We start from the raw sequence: 22,333 nt of genomic DNA on the forward strand, positions 1-22,333 counted from the left end.
TGTAAATGTTTAGCGAATTACGCTGTTTCTAACTCACTTTTTTCCACCAAGTTTAAACGCTCACCAAAAATCGGGCGTAGTGCTTTTAATACTTCAGTACGAGTAACCACCCCGACCATCTGCCCATTTTCAAGCACAGGAAGCACTTGTGGCTTACTTACTTTGATACTTTTAGCGCGTTCTTCGAGAGACAAAGACGTCAAGCGAGTGGCAATACCCATACTGCTCGCTGGGTACAACTGCTCTTTATCGATACATAGGAATTCCACAACATCAACGAGACGATCACCAGCGTCAATTGCGACCACATCTCGGCTCATGATGTCGACGACTTTTTGGTCTTTCACCGGAATGTAGTCCTCACACCATAGTTCTACCATCACATCGTGAGCAGAGAAGAAGCCAACTAATCGATTTTGTACGTCTACAACAGGTGCGCTAGTTACGTTGTTATCAAGTAACACATCCAGCGCGGCTGCAATTGGCGTTTCTGCACGAATGGTGACTGGTTTTTGGTTCATAATGTCTTTAACAAAAGAGGCATTTTTCATGGTGAAATCCTTAACTGACGACAGTGTTGTAGTTGTAGTGATAGAAGAAATATTCGCTGCTTTTAGTTCTGGTCGGCGAAAAATACACCAGTTTGAAAGGCCAACTAATACCGCTCCGCCGACGATGTTGCCAAGCGTGACAGGAATTAAGTTAGCGGTAATAAAGTGGCTAATGTTTAGGTCTGTGTATTGTGACGCGGGCACACCGACAGATGCCCAAAAAGATTCAGGTGCAAAATTCGCGATAACAATACCAAGTGGAACCATAAACATGTTCGCAACACAGTGCTCAAAACCGCTGCTGACAAACATTGCCACAGGCAAAATTGTCATTGCTGCTTTTGTCATTGCATTTGCAGAACTAAATGTCAGCCAAATCGCTAGGCAGACCAACAGGTTACAGAGAATACCGAGTGCAAACGCTTGAATGAGAGTGTGGTGAAGTTTGTGTTGTGCGATGTTAAGCGCATTTAATCCCCATTGACCGCCATCCATCTGATAAAGACCAGCAGCAGTAACCAACGCAAGTAGGAACATCGCACCAATAAAGTTACCAACGTAAACTTTGCCCCAGATCGAAAGTATCTTACCGAACGAGATTTGCTTATTGGCCCAAGAAATACTGGATAGGACGGAGCTGGTAAATAATTCACCACCGCAGATCACTATGAGGATCAATCCCATGCTAAATGCGAGTCCACCAGCTAGGCGGCTCAAGCCCCAACCAGCGCCCGTACTGCCGGTGGTCACCGTGATGTAAAACAAGAATGCTAACCCGATGAACGCGCCGGCCATAATGGCGAGGCTTAATGTCATACTGCTGGTTTTGTTTGCCTTACTTAACGCAAATTTTTCCGCTTCAACCATCATCTCTTTTGGAGAAAAATACTGGTGATTTTGAGAACTGGTCACCGCCATATTGACTCCTTAATTTGTAATCGCATAAAAAATCCTTGGTTATTAACTCAAAAATGAAATTGTTGTTTTTATTAAGAGCCTCAATGACTTCGGTTTCAAAACCATTGAGGCTTGCGGTGTTCCCGAACCGCGTACTCAGAATAGGGAGAACGGTTAGTAAGGTAAAATTGATAATATTTAGAAACCTCATCAAATTAATTGATAACTTTACGGGGCCAGGTAAAATGAACTCTATTGCTTATTGGGGCATGCTTTAACAATTGTGGGGATTGGGAAATACCCACTAATAATGGAGGACACTTTGCGCTACTCACTTAAGCAATTAGCGGTTTTCGACGCAGTTGCAGATACCGGCAGTGTAAGCCAAGCCGCAGAAAAATTGGCTTTAACACAATCAGCGACGAGTATGTCGCTTGCGCAATTAGAGAAGATGCTTGGCAGGCCGTTGTTTGAGAGGCAAGGCAAGCAAATGGCGTTAACCCATTGGGGGATGTGGTTACGACCAAAAGCAAAACGCTTGCTACAAGATGCATTGCAGATTGAAATGGGCTTCTATGAGCAACATTTATTGAGTGGTGAGATTCGCATGGGAGCGAGTCAAACCCCAGCAGAGCACTTAGTTCCCGACCTTATCAGTATCATTGATAATGACTTTCCAGAAATGCGTATTTCCCTCGGTGTACAAAGTACAAAAGGGGTGATTGATGGGGTATTAGATTACAAGTATGACTTAGGGATTATTGAAGGGCGCTGTGATGATAACCGTTTACACCAAGAAGTATGGTGTCGTGATCATCTTACTGTTGTCGCAGCTTCTCATCATCCTTTTGCGCGTAATCAGTCTGTTAGCCTTGCGCAGTTAGAGCAAGCGAAGTGGGTACTAAGAGAGCATGGCTCTGGCACACGAAAAACATTTGATAGTTCTATTCACCACCTTATTGAAGATTTGGATGTGTGGCGCGAGTACGAACACGTTCCGGTGTTACGTAGTTTAGTTGCTAATGGTCAGTACCTTACTTGCTTACCGTATTTAGATGTAGAGCGATATATAGAAGCAGGTCATCTTGTGGCATTAAATGTACCTGAGTTAAAAATGGAAAGGACGCTTTCATTTATATGGCGCTCAGATATGGCAGAAAACCCATTAGTCGACTGCATTAAAAGAGAGGGACTGCGAATGATGAAGGGGAAGCCTTCAGTTCTTTAAAGGTTGATTAAACATGCCTACGAGATGAGTTGGGTTTATTCCCTAAATCTGTTGATTTATCGGTTGCGTCAAACTTTTAATGTAAATTGTGAAAATAATAATATCTTATTGTGATCAATATCACCGATAAGCTGAGCTGATGTATCTAACATGTGTCCTTGATTTCAATGTATGAAGGCAGTTATTGAACCATATAGGTACGATAATAGCCGAGCAGGTATGACTACCATGACGACACTTTTAGCTATTTCTATCACTACTGGAATTTTATCTGGCGTATGGGGTTGGATCGCCATCTCTTCAGGTTTGCTTTCTTGGGCTGGTTTTTTAGGTTGCACGAGCTACTTTGCAGCGCCAACGAGCGGATTGAAAGGACTAGGTATCAGCTTAATCACCAATATGACAGGCGTATTCTGGGCAATGGTAATTATTCACGGTTCCACTTACGTGGGGTTGGAAATTATTGGCTATGTGATTACCGCTATTGTGGCATTCTTCATGTGTATTCAAGCTAAACAGGCTTGGCTCGCGTACATCCCTGGTACTTTTATTGGTTCATGCGCAACATTTGCGGCTGACGGAAACTGGCAACTAGTCATTCCATCGTTGTTGCTAGGTGGTGTGTTTGGCTATCTAATGAAAGCGACAGGGCTATGGTTGCATACGAAATCAACCGCTACTTCTTCTTCGCTTGCTGAGCAAGCACAGTAGTGAACCCCCGATCTTATTGGTATCCACTGTGTATTGAGTTTTATCCCTCTCAATACCCTTAATCAAAATTAATGATGTTTGATACAAGCACACCAAATTGGTGTGCTTTTTTTGTATTACAAGACAATACGCTGAGTGTAAAATACGCCTAACTCATGTATTGCCGTTGGCCATGGTAACAACGCGTTTAAGTGTCCAGCGCAGAAGAACAGGAATACACTCCATGCCTTTCTCTTCACAATGAGAAACAATAGCCAAAGCTAAGTCCGGTTTTGCATGTTTTTTCAAAACACGATTTACGACTTTTTTAGCAGGGATAGGGTGGTCATGAGGAACTTTGATGATGTCCTTAAAGAAAAGTTCAAAACCATTGTTGTACAGAAAGTGCTCGATGTCTCGGTCGGGTAACTCCGTAAGTCGATGCCTTTCCTGATCATGGTCGAGCTGTGCTCGCACTGCATGCGCGTACTTTTTCCCTGCTGGGTCGCCATCGGTAACGACATGCCAATCAATACCAAACTCTTTTGCTACTTTGATGAGTGATTTTAGACCTGATTGAGCAAACTCAACGATTTGAACCCCTTCAGCAGCCAAGTCATACCCGCATTGACGAGCCAGTTCATGAAAAAGCCAAACTTCGGTTTCGCCTTCAACAAGTAACCAGCACCGCGCAAATAATGCTCCTGAACGATGAAAACGAATATGGAAACCAATTCGGCGCAACTCGTCTCGACCAAACTTTGTTGAGTTTAAACTCTTAGCGATGGTTCTGTCTGATAACCGAATTAAACGTCGGATTGAATACAGTGGAACAGAACCAAGTAACGTGCCACTGTTGGTGGTTAATATCTTTTGCATTGGCAACAATTGCAATAAGGACCACGCTCTCGCTAGATGAGTTGGATGCAGTCGACCTTCTGGATCTTCAATGATCAGTATTGGTCTCGCACAGCGCCTTAAATCGGTGGGACCCTTAGCTTGAAGATAGGCATTGAGTAACCCCATTAAAAGCAAGCGGCTTTGTTTGTCATTGGTTTCTTTCAAGAACTGACTCAAGCCTTTATCAGAGGAAGGGCTTGTATAGAAAAGACCATCACGAGGTTTGCGTGGGTTGCCTTTACTGACACTTCTGAACGCGAAATAGTGTTCAACAAGCGTTTGCATTGAGTCGAGGCTACTACGAATCTCACCTTTATTCACATGGCCAGGCATAGCCAATAAGCGTCGACAGGTGTTGTTGATTCGTTTTTCAATCCGAGCATTTTTACCATCGCCGTTGACATGGTTTAAATCTGGGAAGCGTCGGGAGTCACGTAGTCGGATTACAGGGTGAAGTGTCATTAACTCAATAGCGAGTTTCTCTGAGTGGTGAAGTTTTTTGGGTTTGCCGTTATGATCCAAAAACGCGTACTTTGTATTAATGCCGTGCTCATCGCGAGACGCACTAATACGATAGTAAATGACTTGCTCACCATCTTCGTTGGTGCACCATGTAGGCTTTATGCGTCTGTAGCGTCCCGCTTTTACTTCGTTTTTATCCTGTGCTTTAAAACAAACAATGATCTGTAAGTGTTGTGTTTGTGGATGAGAAATTGAGTAGTCAACGTGAAAATCTTTCAGTTTGAATTGATACAATGAGCCATTGGCAGGTAGTGCGATGGAAAGGGCATCGAGCAATGATGATTTGCCCCACGTGTTTTCACCGATAAGCGTGGTGAGTTCGTCAAAAGAGAGTGAAAGGCGTTTGATGCCTCTAAACCCGGAGATTTCGATGCGTTCTAGTCTCATCTCAATCCTCCTTGCAATTATTTGAATTATCGAGAGTTATTTTGCTACTCCTAAGCATATATGAATTCGGAATTTTTGAGTTAAGCTCAGTTCACAAAATTACGAGAGCCTCTTACTGAATAGAGACCGTTACAAGCGAGGCTTGCTTTCAAAGCTGGGGGACAGCATCGTGATCACTTAAACATGAAATCCTAAATCGCAGTTTCATAAAATTCATGATTCTGTCATGATTCACTTCTTATTATTATAAGGAATGAAAAAAGAGAAGATGAAGATGAATAACAATCATAAGCCAGTGAGAATCAAACTGGCACACATCAATGACACACATTCCTACTTTGAACCAACGTCATTACAGTTAAAGCTTAAGATAAACAATGAACTCACGCTAGAACCCTATGTCAGTGCTGGCGGCTTTTCTCGTATCGCAACCAGAGTCGAGCAGTTAAGAGATGATGCTCAGCGCCAAGGTCATGGGATGTTGTTCCTCCATGCCGGAGATTGCTTCCAAGGCACGCTGTATTTCTCACTATTTAAAGGCAAAGCCAATGCCGACTTATTGAACGCATTAAAGATTGATGCAATGGCGTTAGGTAACCATGAATTAGATATGGGGAATGAGCCAGTTGCATTGTTTTGCCAACGTACTCAGTTCCCATTGCTTGCTGGCAACTGGGATTTATCCAATGAATCACTTAAAAAACCTCACCGTATCAGTGATTGCAAGGATGTATATAGTTACCAACCGGATACACAGAGCGCTCAATACATTGTTAAAGAATTCCATGGTGAGCGGGTCGCGATTTTCGGATTATCCATAGATAAAATGAGCGACATCGCAAACCCTGATGCAGACACGCCTTTTCACTCAGCAATTGAAACCGCCAAGGCGACCGTAAAACAAATCCATTCATCAGGTATAAAAAATATTATTCTTCTGAGCCACTTAGGTTATGAAGGTGATTTAGAGTTAGCTGAGCAAGTCGCAGGTATTGGTATAATTGTTGGTGGACACAGCCACCGGTTGCAAGGTGATTTTTCATCAATAGGGTTAGGACAAGACGATCCCTACGGTATCAAAATTAATGATACCTATGTGGTGCAAGCGGGTTTCCATGCTTTGACAATGGGGCACTGCGTCATTGAGTTTGATGAACACGGTAAAGCAACGATGTTGAGTGGACAAAATGAACTGTTGCTTGGTCGACGTATTTTTTGGGACTCGACGCTAAACCAACAGCTCGACCAAGGTGTATTCGAAACCGCGTGCGACTTCATCCATGGTCAACCGAATGTCGTGGTTTGTAAGAAACACCCGGAAACTCAAGCGATCCTGAGCGATAAATATATTCCTCAGGTCAGGCAGTTACAGTCACAAGTCATTGCTAGTGTTGACACCAAAAAGCGTCATGTGAGAATTCCCGATGAATTTGGTGAGAGTGAGTTGGCTTCCTCCGTTGCCCGATCATTTCTGCACTGTTTAAACAAACGTGGATATGACGTTCAATTTGCAATTCATAATGCGGGTGGCGTGCGAACCTCTTTGAACCCTGGCAACATTACAGTGGCAGACATTGCCGGACGGCTGTTGCCTTTTGCCGTTCCTATCGGCTTTTACGATGTAAAAGGCAGCGCTATTCGCCGTGCACTTGAAGGCGCGATAAATAATGCACTCAACAATGGCGTAGAAGGCACTGGATCTGGCAGTTATCCGTACACTTACAATTTAAACTTCGAGTACCACGCAGATGCCCCAAAAGGTGAAAGAGTTCAATCATTAGTGATTTTTGATGGCAAACAATGGGTTGGTGTTCAAGATGATGTTTGGTATCGAGGGACTTCTTCTGCCTATACGATGAAAGGGAAAGAGGGGTACGACGCATTGCAGGAGATGAAAGGAGAAGGACGTGTGACCAGTTTGTCCATGGCTGATTGTTTTATTGAACTCCTGACCGATGAGCCAAACTGTTTGAATCAAAGTCACAAACTTTACACAAAGCGACGTCGATAATAGATACTGGTATTGATTTTGCTGCTCTCCACTTACTACATGGGTTGATGAGGATGGCAGTATGTGGAATAAAGATTGGGCAGATACGGCAGTCGTGGTTGCCTGGATCGCAATTTGGTCAACACTGGTCTACTTTGTGCCTCTAAGCGGCTTTTGAATTGCTAAGAATGTGGATGCTACAAAAGGGAGCAGTAATGCTCCTTTTTTGTATCTATCTTCCCCGTTAGGCCTCTAACCAATGAAGAGTTTGTCTTGAGCCATTTGCTGCTTTTTGTCTGTTTACTATAGTTGCGGTGGTTGAATCCATTTCTTTCTTTTTATAGTGCTTCCTGATTTTTGATAAGAATTTTATTTCGATAAGACAAGGTTTTTTTGTTGGAAAGCCTGACGCTCGGCGTTATTATGTCGACGTTTGGGGAGTAGTTAGCGCAAGTTTACTTATCGTCATCTCGTTAAGCATCAGCTTATCCGGTAAGTAAAGGTGTTACGTGGTTTATTCACATCAACACTTCAACGAGACCAACGCATTCATTGACTAGCAGCACATAATCGTTATGTGGCTGTTGGTTGTTATTGTATGCGGAAGGTCACCAAACGAAGTCCTTCCGCCATGGGAGGAAATATGTCTCTTATCGAAAGTACCACCCAATTGAGCCAATCGGTGCCTCTTCAAGAATCATTAGCGATGTATGGTGCTTTTGGTTTATTTACCCTTGTTCTTGTTACGCTTGATATCTATCAAACACGTGGTGGCGTTATCACGATGAAAAAAGCCATCGTTTGGAGTGTTTTTTGGTTCTTGCTTGCCTTTGTTTTTGCAGGTTCTATTTATTTATTCTGGGACTTTTACGCGCCACATAGTGCTTATACGAACGACAAAGCAACGATTTCATTCTTAACTGGTTACTTACTAGAGAAGTCGTTAAGCGTGGATAACTTGTTTGTGTTTGCCATCATCTTTGCACAATACAGTGTGCCGGAGCATTTGCGTCCGAGAGCATTGCTTTGGGGGGTGATAGGTGCGCTAGTTTTACGCGCTGTCATGATTGCGGTTGGCGCTCAGTTACTTGCACAGTATCACTGGGTATTGTACTTATTTGCTGCTTTCCTTATTTGGACAGGTGTTAAGCTAGCTCGCGACAAAGGCGAAGCAGAAGAGGTTAATCCATATCCGGAGCAGTTGATTCGAAAGGTATTGCCAGTTACAGATGACTACCAAGGAAATCACTTAATCTTAAAGCAAGCTGGTAAGTGGGTGGCAACACCGATGCTGATCGTTGTTGGTGTCATTGCAGTAATGGACGTTATGTTTGCGTTGGATTCTATACCAGCTATATTCGCGGTAACGCGAGAGCCATTTTTAGTCTTAGCCGCGAACGTATTTGCATTATTGGGTTTGCGATCGCTGTACTTTGTTCTTCAAGCAATGTTAGACAAGTTTGTGTACTTAAAACCAGCATTATCAGTAATCATGATGTTTATCGGGGTGAAAATGCTATTGGTTGGAACAGAATATGAGATTCCGACAACATGGTCTCTCACATTTTTAGTTGTTGTGATGACATCGGCAGTGGTGGCATCACTCCTAAAAAATAAAGCGAAGCGTCAAACTAGCGTTAATATTACTAATCAAAAAATATAAAGTAAGAACAAAAATCAAAAGAAATAACGAAAAATATTGTTAAATATATGTTGTGAGTTAAGGGGCGATTATGCAGGTAATGTTCAGTTATTCAATGTAATTACGGAAATTGTGATTATTTATGCCGTTATTATTCATTTGTATTTTTGAGTTTTGTAATGAGTTTGTTTTATTAGAAATTCTAATTTGAATGGGTAAAATTTGTCATTTCTTAAACAATAAGAAACTGACTAATATACAACCAACTAAACAGACTACTGCTTTTAAAGAGAGGCAATCATGGCACAAGCAATGCAAATGACAAATGTAGCTTTACCAACCTCTATGGATAAGAAAACCTACGCGGTTAACTTCAAAGGACTGATTGCTCACTTACTGGACATTCTATTTGTAGATAACACTGCGCCACGCAGTTACTACGCAGAAGACTTGTCAGCACATATTCAAAAAGACATCGGTATGTACCGTTAATATTGAAATAATGTAAGAAATACCGGCCTATGAGCCGGTATTTTTTTATTTGTAAAACATGCCTACTCAACCTACGCCCTAGAAAAGAAACACTCTAGAGGAGGTAGACATGAGAGTAGATTAAGTGTTGTATAGAAAAACGGGGCACCATTGGTGCCCCGTTTTGACATGACTGAAGTGCGATATTACTTCTTGCGGCAGTATTCTGCGATCACGTACATCGACTGACCACCATTTGCCTTACCCGAAACTAGCTTTGGATCATCGCCAAGGCTAATACCACGAATCACGGTACCTTGCTTGATTACTTGATTAGTGCCTTTTACTGGTAGGTCTTTAATTACTGTTACATCGTCACCTTTCTTAAGTTCAGTGCCGTTACAGTCAACCGTTTTATCGTCAGCAGACATCCCTTTCATTGCCCAGTTCATTTGCTCTTCTTCCATGTACATCATGTCAAGAGCATCTTGAGCCCAGCTTTCTGTGTTTAGGCGAGTGAGTTGGCGCCATGCCGTCACTTGTACAGCAGGAACCTGGCTCCACATGCTTTCGTTTAGACAACGCCAGTGGTTAATGTCTTTTGGCTCATCGATCTCACCCAGACACTTATCACAAACCATGATGGCAGTATCAACCGTCACATTACCGTGAGGTGGGACAGCGTATGCAGTTAGTTGAGATTCAGAAGAACACAGTTCACATTTTGACTTGCAGCGCGCAAGCAGAGTAGCTTCAATAGACATAAGGACTCACCTTAGTAATGTTATTTTGTGGCGGTATTATCCACTTTATCCTGAGAAATAAAAGGGTGTTAGCGAATTAAAGACTAGATTTTACAATACTCCAACCTGATTAAGGTGAAGATGTAAAATATTCGCTAAATAAATAATACGGAAGTATAAAAGACACTATTGATTGTTTTGGCTTATGAATTGGTTGTGTCAATTCCTACAACGATTACAAGCCTAAAAGAGGTAAATGTAAAGAGAGGGTGGCTAGAACATAGCCCTCTAATTTACAGAGGGCCTGTCGTTAACGTTCGACAATCTGGACAATATGCTCTTTTGAAATACTCATTTCTTTACCATCCATGTCTTCATATTCGTACATACCCGTTTCCTCGTTCAGGTCTGGTTTACCGTAAGAGGTAATAATTTTCCCTTCATTTGTCGACATCAGATATTGGCTACTTCCGCATGCAGAAAGAAGTAATACAGTGGCAATAACAGTCAATACGCGCATAGAGTTTTCCTTTTAAACAAGTGAGTTAGGCAAAGACATCGATTTAACTATAGCAGAGGAAATATGAGTGGGTTTGAATAGAATTGAAATGAAAAAGCCCAGTAGAAACTGGGCTTTGGTAGGAAGGGTGTTGCGATTACTTCAAAACAGAAGTGTTAGTGACACCTGTTAGTGCGTCATCCATTAAGAAGTCAGTGTTTTCCATCTGCATCTCTACATGATGATCAATATCAGACAGAGTGCCATTTGGCGAAGCAAAAGTACTGTGCGATGCAGTAGCATTAAACTGTACAAAGCTCGCAGTTGCATTCACATCAGTGTCCGTACTGTTCACAGTCTTCAACCCTAGCTTATTAGCAAGCGGTTCAGTACCCGCGAATGGTGCATTTGGAACGCTGTTTGGTACTGTGCTATCGCCATCCACTTCTGTCATAAAGAATGGTGTCGTTAGCGAACCAGATGCCACTAAATCTGAAGCGTTTGTGAACGGATCGACAGTGTCTAGTGTAGTCTGTGCTGCATAGATAAATTGTGAGAAACCTGCTTCTAGCGCTGCTACTTGAGCTTCCGTTGCCGCAGCCTCAAATGCTTCGTAACATGTTTTATCTTCTAGATCCGCACATGATGCATCAGCGTAATTCGCATAGTCTTTTGATGCTGCATAAGCGAGGTTATGTTTGATCTGAGGGCCGTAATTGTCTGAACCCAGTAACAAATTACCAATTTGTCCACCAGAGTTCTGTACTGATGCAGAACTAAAGGTGTACAGCGCATCCGCAGTAGGGCTGCCCAATGTATTGTTTGCTGCTGCGACGGCGGATGTAGCTACAATACCGCCAAGTGAATGACCTAGCATTTTGACTTTTGAACCCGTCATTGGGTTGAAGCCTTGCAGAGGACTTCCAGCTAAAAGACCGCCTTGAGCAGATACTACCAAGCTAGCGCGCAAACCTAACACATCCAGAACACTTTGACGTAGGTTGTCACGCGCAACGGCTAAGTTGGAAAGATTTAGATAAGCCAGTACATTCGCATTTGCGGAACGTTGTTCATCTAAGCTGCGCGTACCATGAATAGGTAAGTCAATAGCGATAACTGCCACACCTGCTTTTACCATATTGAACGCGAACGCGTACGCATTCTCTTTCGCTGAGGTGATGCCGTGTTGATAAATCACAACGTCTGTCGCGACGCCAGATTTAGGTGTGAAGACCAGTACTTCGACATCTTCAACCGATTTCACTACGGGAACAGGCGAGTAGCGAGTAATAATACGCTCACTATCAAGCTGGGTACCATCGGTAAGAGTAAGCTTAGCTCCAACAAGTTTTAGCTGCTCTGTAGGATCTGTAGCAAGCTTTGTCACATCAACAGGATCATTTGCAAAAACGCCTGTTGATAGCTGCTGAACCATGTTTGCTTGCTCGTTCGGATCCGCTAATGCTGCGCTTAGCTTCGCTAGGCTTGGCATCGCAGATACCATTGGTTGCATGTTCCAGCTTGCGCCTTTTTCCAAGTAATGAGGCAGTCTTACCACACCTTGTGTCACGCTTACATCGGCACCTGATTGCATGTAAAGGCCTTTAATTGCCGTTTTAGCTGCGTCTAGATCGCTAATGTATTTACTAAAGTCATCGTCAGAGTCTAGCGCAGTGCTAAAGTCTTGGGTTTCACCGAGCGTTATTGTGTAGGCCGTTGATAAGTCTACTGAACCTTCGTTTGAGTCATTTTTGTAAACGGTATTTAGTGTGTTTGCGCCAGTAGAAAAACCAGTAGCGGTTACTCCTTTGACTGCCGCTAACGTATCACCTACAGACTGGGTACTGAACCATGAGGAGTAAACGATGTCGTTAGGATTAACTTGAGCTAGACCAAAAATGCCTTCAACCGCCTGAGTGACTGCTTGAACAGAAGCAAGGTCGCCAGTTTCATAAACGATTTCTTTCGATTTACCAGTCGCATAACTTGCTGATGTACCAATTGGCTCACCATTCACGTCAGTAACATCTTGTGTAACCGCAAAAATGTACTCGCTTGACTCATCAAGTGCAGCCAAGAACTGGATGTATAGAGAGCTACCTTTTGCTTGAACTACGTAGTCCTGATTCTGAACGAGTACCTCTTCGATTGGGTTAGATTTACCGTCCCACTCGGTTAAGCGTTGGTTAATCTTGATGACTTTAACACCAGACGACAGCATGCCCGTTGCAAAACCGTCGCCGTTGAAGTTAAGAACGATTGGCATAGACGTTGACCATCCATCCATCGTGTTCATTGAGGCTCTAGGGTTGGTTAAAGCATCATCGCCATCAGTTGGCAGACCAAGCGTACCATCGCTTGTGTCCATTAATAAGTAAGACGGTGCCGGTACATCTGCGTTCGCTCCTTGAAGCGTAAAACTGATGGATGTTTCGCGATCAAGCAATGCTTGGACTTCATCTTCAAATTGAACTTTGTCGGAAGTACCAGAGCTGGAGGTATCATCACCACAACCAGCAAGAAGGATTGCAGAACAAAGCATTGATAATTTAAACGTGTGTTTCATTGGTTTACTCCGTAATCCCATTATTTGAAGGTGTAGTTCATCTGTACCGCGCTGATGTAAGCAGTACCTTCTGAGTCAAACTTAATCTCTTCACCCAGAGCATTTGTCTCAGTGAAAGAGCCTGATTTACTCTTAACAAGTGCAAAGCCTGCATCGAAAGTTAAATTCTCACTCATTGCGTAAGTTAGGCCCGCGCTGTACCAAAAACGGTCACTGTCAGGGATACTCAATGTCGCTTCACCTGCTTGTTCGTCGTACGCAAAGCCTGCACGGAATGTCCAGTCTGTATTAAGTATGTAAGTTGCACCAATGGAGTAGCGATTGTTGTCTTCATATTTCTCAGGTTTAAAGAAACATACTCCGTCATTACATTCGTTACTGGTCGCTTTTAGTTCTTTAAATGTGCTCCAGTCGGTTTGTTGCCAGCCGTAATGTACAGCCCATTGTTCATTCAGTTGATGGAAAGCCGATAATTCGATAATTGAAGGGAGAGAGATTTTTAAACGGCCATCAACTTTTGGTGATGAAGCTCGACCAGAGTCGTAACTACTAAACTCACCGTCATCAAAATCTAGATCAACCTTAGAGCGGTAGCCAAAGCCAAAACGGTTGTTTTCATTTAGCTCAAATAAAGCGCCGACATTCCAACCCCAAGCGAAAGTTTCGCCTTCCATGCCGACAAGGTTATCGGACTTATTACCACCTAAAATACCGGCGAGTGCGCCTTTGTGACGAGTCAGCTCTGCTTCAGCGTATACGAGGTTGATACCACCACCGACACTGAAAGACTCGTTGATACGGTAAGCGACATTGGGGTTGATGTTTACTGAAAGTAGGGAAGTGTCACCCGCCATATCACCTGCGGAAATATCATTTGGATAGTCGGTAGCAACACCGTATGTTGTGAACATACCGATACCCCAAGCCCAGTTATCATTGATAGGGCTGATGTAATAACCTGCTGGCACGATCTGTAAAGGAGCGACATCTTTCGCGTGTTCATTGTTTACAGTGTCGTACACATCGACTTCAGGGTCGATGATAGATAACGCGCCCGAAAATTGAGCTTCTTTGAAAAGTGTCATTGCTGCAGGGTTACGGGCAAGGACGCTGGCATTATCTGCGACAGCCCCTTCACCTGAAAATGCTCGACCAAGACCAGATGCCGAATGTTCAGCTACCTGGAAGCCCGCTGAGTGGGCATTACACGCAAACAATATTGAAATTGTAAGCAGAGAGCAGTGCTTCTTGTTCATCCTTGACCCTCCTAGGGTGTCATAATGCTGGACCGAAGTCCTTGTAATTGTTGTGTGGTACTTACACCAATTGTTAATACGCGAAATACAACGGTGATGTAAATGTAATGTTAATTGTATGTTTAATAACTTGTCAAAGTTTGAGCGTATTTTGCGTTTTAAATATGATGCATAGGTCAAACGATGGCTTGTAAGGGCATGTATTATCGTTATATTTTTGAAGAGAATGGTACGACCAGAATTGTTTTGCGAGCTTTATAGTTAAATAACGATCAAATCAAGAGATAGCTCGCTTTGCGGTTTCTTCACTTCACAGGCATAATTCGCGCTCGCTATGTAGTTATTCAATAGACGCAATAGGAACCGCATTGGAATTACTGAATGTTGAATTTTTAGGTCGTTCGCTAAGGCTCGAAGGATCGATGGCTGGGTGGCAGCAGTTATATTGGGATAATACGTTGGTGTCTCAAATCGATGCCAGTGACAATACCGCAGAGACTTGTCTACACCAGTTTAAGCTCTCTGCGGGTGAGGAAATCCTGAACTGTCATTTGGAGTGTTCTTTAACATGGCAACCGTTTGAATTGAGTTACAAGGTCACAATTAACGGTGAGCTCATCAATGAAGGTTGTCGAAATGAAAAAGACATCGAGCGCCAAGTGCCAGAAGTTACGCCACCATCCGAAAAGCGTTTAAGTGTAATAGGCCTCGTATCTCTTGGGATGAAAGCACTTAAAAGTGCGAAAGTTATTAAAGTGGCGTTAGCGTCTGCAAGTCTCGCTGCATATTCTTGGCTATTTTCCATCGAGTTCGCGCTAGCGTTGATCGCTTGTTTGGTTTTCCATGAATATGGTCACATTAGAGCGATGAAGTATTTTGGAATGAAGACCAAAGGAATCTATTTGATTCCATTCCTAGGTGGTTTGGCGCTAAGTGACGAAAAGATAAACACGCGCTGGCAGGATGTGGTTATCTCAATCATGGGACCATTTTTCGGTTTAGTACTTAGTATTGTTTTTACTTTGCTTTATTGGATGACTGGTGAGGTGATCTTCGCTGGGCTTGCTGTGTTTAACGCCTTGCTAAACCTATTTAATCTGCTGCCTATTTTACCATTAGATGGTGGCCATGTGCTCAAAAGTATTACCTTCTCAATGAATACTTGGGTCGGGTTAGTTGGCAGTATTGCGACCGCTTTATTAGGCATTTTTATCAGTTACTATTTCGGTCTGACGTTGCTAGGGTTTTTATTGTTAATGGGAATGTTGGAAGTGGTGATGGAATGGAGAGCTCGACATCAAAGCCATTTATTGCCATTAACCCGTTATGGGCAGCTATTCTCACTGGCTTGGTACTTGGTCTCTGTCGGAGGTTTTGTTTCTATCATCTGGTATTTTGCCACTCTCGGAGATAGTTTGTTAAGTTTGCCGCTACAGATATTGGGCACTTGATTAGAATCATTAAAAGCTCCCTAGGGAGCTTTTTTATTTGGCAAGCTTAAGTATAGTAGACGATAGTAGCAATGAATTAGCCACATCTTGGTGCTTTCGCGTTATACGCAGGCAGCTTATTTATGGTTGCTTGTAAATCTTTAATGCGCGTACTGTGCGATGGGTGGGTTGAGAAGAATTCAGGTGGTTGAGAACCACCTGATGCAGCACTCATATTTTTCCATAAATCGACACTTTGACGTGGGTCGAAACCTGCTTTTGCCATGAATTCCAGCCCGACAATATCAGCCTCGGATTCCTGAGTACGACCGTATGGCAAGATAACACCGTATTGAACACCGACACCAAGTGCCGCCATCGTCATTTGTTGATACTGTTTGTACTCGGAAGCTCCAATGGCAACGTTTGCTAGAGACAACCCGGCATTTGCTAACTGACTTTGTGAGAGACGTTCATTACTGTGGTCAGCGAGGACGTGAGCGACTTCGTGACCAATGACTGTTGCCAACTGATCTTGGTTTTTCGCGACATCTAAAAGCCCGGTATACACGCCGATCTTCCCACCTGGTAGAGCAAACGCATTGACTTGTTCACTATCAAAAACAACGACTTCCCAGTCTTTAAATCCAGATTGAGCGGGAATGGTGTCAGTGATGTGTTTGGCAACGCATTGAACGTAGGCATTCGTTTTGCGATCTTTGCTGATTGGGATATCTTTCTTCATTTGTTCGAAAGATTTAGCGCCAAGCGATGACATTTCCTGATCTGAAAACATCAGGATCTGGTTGCGACCCGTCGGTGATGCGCTACACGCCGTTAAACCCGCGATAGTTAAAAGAGCAGAGGCTTTCATCCATACCTTCATAACAGGCTCCATTTAATTTTTTGTTTTGAAGCAATAGTATATACCCAAATAGTAACATGATGCATGGATCAAGTTATTCATCTGATTAATAAAGAAGGTGAGATGTTACGTCTTGAAGTTATGCCCAAGTAGCGTCTATGCTAGCTTCCTAGCACATCGTTACAACCTAACAAACCAGTTTGTGAAACTAAGAGTAAAACAATGAGTATATGGAAAAAGCCCGTAAGCATAGAGATTCTGAATGCCACGTCAAAAAATACCCTGATCGAGCACCTACAAATTAAATATACAGATTTCACTGACGACTCCCTTACAGCAACCATGCCCGTATGCAGCTTTACTCATCAACCTTTAGGAATGCTTCACGGTGGTGCATCAGTCGTGCTCGCAGAAACATTAGGCTCATTAGCTGCAAACTTCTCTGTCGATGAGGGCAGCTACTGCGTCGGTTTAGATATTAACGCGAACCATGTGCGAGCCATGCGAAGTGGTCATGTGATTGGTACGGCAAAACCGCTTCATCTGGGTATTTCAACGCAAGTGTGGCAAATCGATATCACTGATGAGCGAGGCCGTTTAGTGTGTACCAGTCGCTTGACCATCGCTGTGAAACAACACAAAACAAAGTCGGTATAAACTAAGATGGTGATTGAGTTTTCATTAGGAAAAATCATTGCAACCCAGCGTGAAATAGTGATTAAGCTCTCCGGCAGTGCAATGGTAACCTTGCAAGCGCAAACCGATGCAATTCAGTTGCTGGGTAGAGGAGCGAACGTTGTTTTATCTCATGGAGCAGAGTGTAAATGGTCTATCAAGCTAGACAACGAGGAACAACTGGCTGAACTTTCGCGAGAAATTGGTATCGATATTCAATAATTTATAGTGTGATGTTTGCACTTTTTGGTAAAAATGAGGAAACTTAGCTTATCGACAACAAGATAAGAATTTCCTCTTTATGAGTAGCCCTCGTTTACGTGTTCAGTTCGAAACACTGTTTGAAAAATTTTCCGGTCACGATACGGACGTTCAGCTCGAAGACATCACCGAAGCGTTGTTTTGTACACGTCGTAATGCTCGTATTGTTCTAAATAAACTTGAAGAAGAGGGCTGGATTGAGTGGCATCCGGCAGCGGGTCGAGGAAAACTTTCGAAACTCGTTTTTAAACGTAATCGAAGCGATGTCAGCGAAAACCTCGCCAGGCGTTATCTCGATGAAGGGAAAATCGGTCAGGCTCTAGATGCGCTTGATAACGATGCGGCACGATTGACGCAGGTTATCCAAGGTTATTTAGGGCTTCAACATCGGCAGGGCGAGCAGGTCGTGCGTTTGCCTTATTATCGACCATTGTCGATGTTAAACCCGCAGAAACCGATGCGGCGTTCTGAACAGCACATCGCCAGACAAATTTTTAGCGGACTCACTCGCCTTGATGAAAATGAACAACTTCAACCAGATTTAGCCCACACGTGGGAAGCAATTTCTGATACACATTGGCGTTTTTATCTTCGTCGTGGAGTACGCTTTCATAATGGTGAACCGTTAACAACCAGTTGTGTTCTTGAGAGTGTGCTTGCGTTAAATGGCTTGAACTTGTTTTCTCACATAAAGCGGGTGTCTTCACCACAAGAGTGGACCGTTGATATTGAGCTCGTCCGTCCTGATCGCTACCTTCCTCTGGCTCTGAGTGAGTCGCAAGCAAAAATTTTGCTACCGAGTGCTTTGCGTTCTGAAAGCTTCGATAGACAACCGATAGGGACAGGGCCGTTCCAAGTTAAAATGAATGATGATAAGCGTCTTATTTTGACTGCTTTTGATGGCTACTTTGGTTTTCGCCCTTTACTTGACCAAGTGGAGGTGTGGGTAATCGATGAAGCCTATTCTTCAATGGTTTATCCAAGCCTGTCAAAGCCGAAGATGGATAAACAAGGTTCATCCGATGAAGTCGAGCTGGACCCTGGCTGTACATTCCTATTACTAAACAAAAACACCGGGATTGCAAAAGATCCACGTTGGGCAGAGTTCCTCTCGCAAACCCTCAACAGTCACCAGATTTACTCGCATGTTCCACAAGATAAAGTGATGGAACTGGGAGTATTGCAAGCCTTTGGCCTTAAGCCTGGTTGGATTGATCTTAGGCCAGCAGAAGCGGGCAGCGTACCACAGGCTAATAAGGTAATTTCCGTAGCGTATCAGAAAAAGCATCCGATGTTTCCAGTAGTTGCCAAGGCCATCAAGACACTCTTAAAACCGCACGGTATAGAGGTTGAGTTTATTCGTTATGATTCTCAACCGCCCGCACCGGAGGAAGTGGATATCTGGGTGAAAGCTATGGGCATTGCAACGAACCGAAATGACGCGTTGGCGGGCTGGCTCCTGGATTACAGTGATATTGAGAAGTTCAGTTCAGGTTACGATTTTAGTGAATGGGCTAAACTTGTCGATCAATGGCGTGCCGGCATGCACACAGACTTTCCTGCGCGTGAGCTAGGACGACAGTTAGTAAAAAGCTGTCAGGTGATTCCTATGTTTCACTGCTGGCTAGGCGTGAATAAAGACCACAGCGGTGCGTTACAAAATGCAAAGTGTAATGCCTTAGGTTGGTTTGATTTTAATAATGTATGGGTCAAACCGGATATAGAAAGTAACCATGGCGAAACCGAATAAAAAACAACCGACGAAAACCGTCGATATCTTTTGCTCTAAATGTAAAACTCAACTATTTAAGTACCGTAAAGGCGGGAAAGGCGCACTGGTTAAATGCTTCAAAGAGCGCATTGTTGACGATTTCACACAAACCCCATGTATTTGCCCCGCTTGCGGACAAGAGTTTGCAAGAGATACTTTAGTAAGAGGAACCCCCGCTTACAAAATGATTGGCGGCAAAGTGACGATGAAATAATAAAGGGCTAGAAAATGAGTATTAAACATGACTATTGCATGGTTTTAAGTACAACCAGTAATGAAAAAAATCGAGATCAGATCATTAAAGGTTTGCTAGATGCACAATTAGCCGCGTGTATTCAAACAATGCCTATTGAAAGCCACTACGTTTGGAAAGGGGAGGTTTGTACTGACAACGAATGGTTGCTGGTGATCAAAACTCGTCGAGAGCTCTATGAATTGGTGGAAGAGAAAATAGAAAACCTGCACGAATACGAGGTCGCTCAAATCGTACAGGTTCCAATTGTTGATGGGTTTAACCCTTATTTAGAATGGTTGAGAGAATCGACGTTGAGCCGACATTAAGAATAACGACAACACTGCACCAACGGTATCGCACAACATATCTTTCTGGGCGTCCCATATGTCACCTTGCGAGCCCAGAAAGGCAATTCCCTCATCGCCACCAGCCAACTCCGCATACCACCATTCGATAATCTCATAGCCAGCAGCAAGTGACATGATAGCAAACAAAGCAAACCAGCAAGAGAACGCTTTGTTGAACCGTTTTTTGTTTATCAAGTATTCAGCGATCGGATATGCGTAAAGGCCAATTGAAAAGTGCGCAATGCGGTCAAAATTATTTCGCTCTGAACCAATCATGTCGTTAAACCAGTCAAACGGCACTTCGGAGAACGTATATTTCGCACCGATAGTGTGCAAACAGAGCCAGATGAACATTAAAAAGTAAGCCGTATTATTGAACTGATAGCGAATCGAAATCGCCCAAATAGCAACAAGAATACCAATCGCCGGGATAATCTCCGCAAACCAAACTGCACGTGAGTTAGGTTCCAACGCAGAAAATAAAAACACGATGGCATAAAAAATCGTTAATCCTAAGAGTGTCGAGGTGCTTTTCATAGAGTTATTTGATCCTTCAATTTATCTTACAGTGGGACTCCATAGATTGTGTTAATGATTGCACTTAATTGAACGGTGTGCAATTGATATTTTAATGGGTTTTTTGATCACTGAAAATGTTGATTTATTGGCAAACTGCTCAACATTAAAACGTTTGCGCGTGCACTTTTCATTAAAGTTTGATTTACAACATGCCCATCCATAGAATCCATGATTCAGTCTAATAAAAAAGAAGTAAAGCCATGAAACTGGAAACTGTCGATTATCTTGCTGACGATGCTGCTCAACAGTTCGTTACCTCTCTACGCGAAACGGGGTTCGGTGTGTTGAAAAACCACCCGATTCCACAAGAGCTTGTAGAGTCAATTTACAAAAACTGGCATGAGTTTTTCTGTTCAGAACAAAAGAATGATTTTCACTTTAACGTAGACACCCAAGATGGCTACTTCCCACCTTCTGTGTCTGAAGTGGCGAAAGGGCACAAAGTGAAAGACATCAAAGAGTACTTTCATGTTTACCCTTGGGGTCAGATCCCAGAGCAGCTTAAAGCTGAAATCTTAGAGTACTACGAGCGTGCCAATGCATTTGCTCAAGAGCTATTAGGTTGGGTTGAAGCGTACGCACCTAAGGACGTTCAAGAGAAGTTCTCTATCGCGTTGTCAGAAATGATCAATAACAGTGACAAAACATTACTACGCGTGCTTCACTATCCACCGATGACAGGCGAAGAAGAGCCAGGCGCTATTCGTGCTGCTGCGCATGAAGACATTAACCTGTTAACGGTTTTGCCTGCTGCTAATGAGCCTGGACTGCAAGTAAAGAGTAAAGAGGGTGATTGGATCGATGTACCATGTGACTTCGGAAACTTAATCATCAATATTGGTGATATGCTTCAAGAAGCGTCAGGTGGTTATTTCCCTTCAACGACTCACCGTGTAATCAACCCTACGGGTGGCCGTCAAGAAAAGTCACGTATTTCATTACCGTTGTTCCTGCATCCAAAGCCGGAAGTGGTGTTATCTGAACGCTACACTGCACATAGCTACCTTATGGAACGTTTACGTGAGCTAGGGGTTATTTAACCTTTACGTGATCTCCTTACAAAGGCCGATGGTGAATGACTATCGGCCTTTTTGCATTTATGCTACAAAGTGGAAATTATGTTTTTTGTGCCGTGAATGGGGCCCTAAACTCGTGTCAGAGAGGATGAATGGAAGGACAACGTACTGTCAATAGTATTGAGCCTCATGCAATAGAAAATCCGCTGCTTTGGCCAATGTTAGAAATTCTGAGAAAACAGCCCTCTAATTGGAAAGTGCACACCTTGGCAAGCTCGTTGGGTGAACAAGGTTATATTTCAAAGCTGGACGACTCTCCCGATAAGGATTTATTCAAAAGAAATTTCCTGATCATGAATGCATTATATCAACTGCAAGACACTCTGTATCCGGATAGCTGGCTTCAAGTCGAAGCCATGGATATTCAGCTCATGTCTTCGATGGAAGCTTTGAGGCATAAGATCGATATTCATGATCCTTTGCGTGAGTATTACTTAGATTGGCGCAATTACGAAGCGGACGAAGATGAAGTGCGTCGACTGTTGAATGAATTTTGGACAACTTATCAAAAGTTCATCGGTGGTTCGTCAGTAGCCAGCGTAGATAAGACAAAGGCACTGTCACTATTTGAACTTAACACTGACGCTACGCCTGCGGAAATTAGAAAACAATGGCGAAAACTCGCGCTTCGTTGGCATCCTGATCGAGAAAATGGCGATGCAGAAAGATTTAGAGTTCTTTGTGAAGCGTGGAATGTACTGAGAAACGAATGATTCGCTAAGAATAAAGATAAAGGAAGGCAGCTAACTATA

The 22,333-nt window shown here is 43.2% G+C and carries 21 protein-coding genes; 13 read left to right on the forward strand and 8 right to left on the reverse strand.

Annotated features, from left to right (window positions below; all coding sequences use genetic code 11):
• Positions 1–17: 17 nt before the first annotated feature.
• Positions 18–1,469, reverse strand: a complete 1,452-nt coding sequence (gene focA, locus R7E29_RS08155) for a formate transporter FocA (protein ID WP_054576001.1) — start codon at positions 1,467–1,469, stop codon at positions 18–20.
• 301 nt (positions 1,470–1,770) lie between these two features.
• Here focA and R7E29_RS08160 point away from each other — a divergent pair, with 301 nt between their 5' ends.
• Complete coding sequence (locus tag R7E29_RS08160; protein ID WP_005376369.1) at positions 1,771–2,676, forward strand: LysR substrate-binding domain-containing protein; 906 nt, start codon at positions 1,771–1,773, stop codon at positions 2,674–2,676.
• Positions 2,677–2,904: 228 nt separating this feature from the next.
• The gene (locus tag R7E29_RS08165; protein ID WP_054576000.1) at positions 2,905–3,387 is read left to right on the forward strand and encodes a DUF1097 domain-containing protein; all 483 of its coding nucleotides are present in this window, start codon (positions 2,905–2,907) and stop codon (positions 3,385–3,387) included.
• Positions 3,388–3,540: 153 nt separating this feature from the next.
• On the opposite strand, the gene R7E29_RS08170 is transcribed toward R7E29_RS08165, so the two are convergent.
• Positions 3,541–5,175 (reverse strand): ATP-dependent endonuclease, encoded by a 1,635-nt coding sequence (locus R7E29_RS08170; protein WP_017634174.1) that lies wholly within the window; start codon positions 5,173–5,175, stop codon positions 3,541–3,543.
• Positions 5,176–5,443: 268 nt separating this feature from the next.
• On the opposite strand from R7E29_RS08170, the gene R7E29_RS08175 reads away from it, so the two are divergent.
• From R7E29_RS08175 to R7E29_RS08185, 3 genes are all read left to right on the forward strand, one after another.
• On the forward strand, positions 5,444–7,186 hold the full coding sequence (locus R7E29_RS08175; protein WP_005376363.1) for a bifunctional metallophosphatase/5'-nucleotidase: 1,743 nt from the start codon (positions 5,444–5,446) through the stop codon (positions 7,184–7,186).
• 622 nt (positions 7,187–7,808) lie between these two features.
• Positions 7,809–8,828 (forward strand): TerC/Alx family metal homeostasis membrane protein, encoded by a 1,020-nt coding sequence (locus tag R7E29_RS08180; RefSeq protein WP_054575999.1) that lies wholly within the window; start codon positions 7,809–7,811, stop codon positions 8,826–8,828.
• A gap of 279 nt (positions 8,829–9,107) precedes the next feature.
• Positions 9,108–9,299 carry a hypothetical protein gene (locus R7E29_RS08185; protein ID WP_005376351.1) on the forward strand — a complete coding sequence of 64 codons (192 nt, stop codon included), beginning with the start codon at positions 9,108–9,110 and terminating at the stop codon, positions 9,297–9,299.
• Positions 9,300–9,484: 185 nt separating this feature from the next.
• Here R7E29_RS08185 and R7E29_RS08190 read toward each other — a convergent pair whose 3' ends face one another.
• The 4 genes from R7E29_RS08190 to R7E29_RS08205 form a co-directional block, all read right to left on the reverse strand.
• Complete coding sequence (locus tag R7E29_RS08190; RefSeq protein ID WP_054575998.1) at positions 9,485–10,042, reverse strand: PhnA domain-containing protein; 558 nt, start codon at positions 10,040–10,042, stop codon at positions 9,485–9,487.
• A 289-nt stretch (positions 10,043–10,331) separates the two neighbouring features.
• Complete coding sequence (locus R7E29_RS08195; RefSeq protein WP_054575997.1) at positions 10,332–10,541, reverse strand: YgdI/YgdR family lipoprotein; 210 nt, start codon at positions 10,539–10,541, stop codon at positions 10,332–10,334.
• Between the two features lie 136 nt (positions 10,542–10,677).
• Positions 10,678–13,086 (reverse strand): VolA/Pla-1 family phospholipase, encoded by a 2,409-nt coding sequence (locus R7E29_RS08200; protein ID WP_054575996.1) that lies wholly within the window; start codon positions 13,084–13,086, stop codon positions 10,678–10,680.
• Positions 13,087–13,106: 20 nt separating this feature from the next.
• Complete coding sequence (locus R7E29_RS08205; protein ID WP_005376347.1) at positions 13,107–14,342, reverse strand: outer membrane protein transport protein; 1,236 nt, start codon at positions 14,340–14,342, stop codon at positions 13,107–13,109.
• Between the two features lie 422 nt (positions 14,343–14,764).
• On the opposite strand from R7E29_RS08205, the gene R7E29_RS08210 reads away from it, so the two are divergent.
• Positions 14,765–15,793, forward strand: coding sequence for a site-2 protease family protein (locus tag R7E29_RS08210; RefSeq protein WP_005376346.1), 1,029 nt, complete (start codon positions 14,765–14,767; stop codon positions 15,791–15,793).
• 76 nt (positions 15,794–15,869) lie between these two features.
• Here the strand turns inward: R7E29_RS08210 and R7E29_RS08215 are convergent, their stop codons facing one another.
• Positions 15,870–16,658 (reverse strand): M48 family metallopeptidase, encoded by a 789-nt coding sequence (locus tag R7E29_RS08215; RefSeq protein ID WP_017634168.1) that lies wholly within the window; start codon positions 16,656–16,658, stop codon positions 15,870–15,872.
• A 201-nt stretch (positions 16,659–16,859) separates the two neighbouring features.
• Here R7E29_RS08215 and R7E29_RS08220 point away from each other — a divergent pair, with 201 nt between their 5' ends.
• The 5 genes from R7E29_RS08220 to cutA all read left to right on the forward strand — a co-directional run bounded on the left by R7E29_RS08220 (position 16,860) and on the right by cutA (position 19,905).
• Positions 16,860–17,294, forward strand: coding sequence for a hotdog fold thioesterase (locus R7E29_RS08220; protein WP_005376340.1), 435 nt, complete (start codon positions 16,860–16,862; stop codon positions 17,292–17,294).
• Positions 17,295–17,300: 6 nt separating this feature from the next.
• Complete coding sequence (locus R7E29_RS08225; protein ID WP_005376338.1) at positions 17,301–17,534, forward strand: DUF3389 domain-containing protein; 234 nt, start codon at positions 17,301–17,303, stop codon at positions 17,532–17,534.
• 79 nt (positions 17,535–17,613) lie between these two features.
• Positions 17,614–19,323 (forward strand): SgrR family transcriptional regulator, encoded by a 1,710-nt coding sequence (locus R7E29_RS08230; protein ID WP_017821931.1) that lies wholly within the window; start codon positions 17,614–17,616, stop codon positions 19,321–19,323.
• A complete protein-coding gene (locus R7E29_RS08235; RefSeq protein ID WP_005376334.1) occupies positions 19,307–19,558 on the forward strand; it encodes a hypothetical protein in 252 nt (83 codons plus the stop codon). The genes R7E29_RS08230 and R7E29_RS08235 overlap by 17 nt, the downstream gene beginning before the upstream one ends.
• A gap of 14 nt (positions 19,559–19,572) precedes the next feature.
• Entirely contained in the window at positions 19,573–19,905 is a 333-nt protein-coding gene (cutA, locus tag R7E29_RS08240; RefSeq protein ID WP_054575994.1) for a divalent-cation tolerance protein CutA, read from the forward strand.
• On the opposite strand, the gene R7E29_RS08245 is transcribed toward cutA, so the two are convergent.
• Entirely contained in the window at positions 19,867–20,463 is a 597-nt protein-coding gene (locus R7E29_RS08245; protein WP_213906645.1) for a DUF2238 domain-containing protein, read from the reverse strand. The genes cutA and R7E29_RS08245 overlap by 39 nt on opposite strands.
• Positions 20,464–20,705: 242 nt before the next feature.
• Between R7E29_RS08245 and R7E29_RS08250 the strand changes: the two genes are divergently transcribed.
• Together R7E29_RS08250 and R7E29_RS08255 are read left to right on the forward strand one after the other, a co-directional pair.
• Positions 20,706–21,545, forward strand: coding sequence for an isopenicillin N synthase family dioxygenase (locus tag R7E29_RS08250; protein ID WP_005386285.1), 840 nt, complete (start codon positions 20,706–20,708; stop codon positions 21,543–21,545).
• Between the two features lie 128 nt (positions 21,546–21,673).
• On the forward strand, positions 21,674–22,294 hold the full coding sequence (locus tag R7E29_RS08255) for a DNA-J related domain-containing protein (protein WP_005376328.1): 621 nt from the start codon (positions 21,674–21,676) through the stop codon (positions 22,292–22,294).
• Positions 22,295–22,333: the final 39 nt, after the last annotated feature.

The sequence above is a fragment of the Vibrio sp. Vb1729 genome (genome assembly GCF_033338655.1).
In the GTDB taxonomy this organism is placed as follows: Bacteria; Pseudomonadota; Gammaproteobacteria; order Enterobacterales; family Vibrionaceae; genus Vibrio; species Vibrio alginolyticus.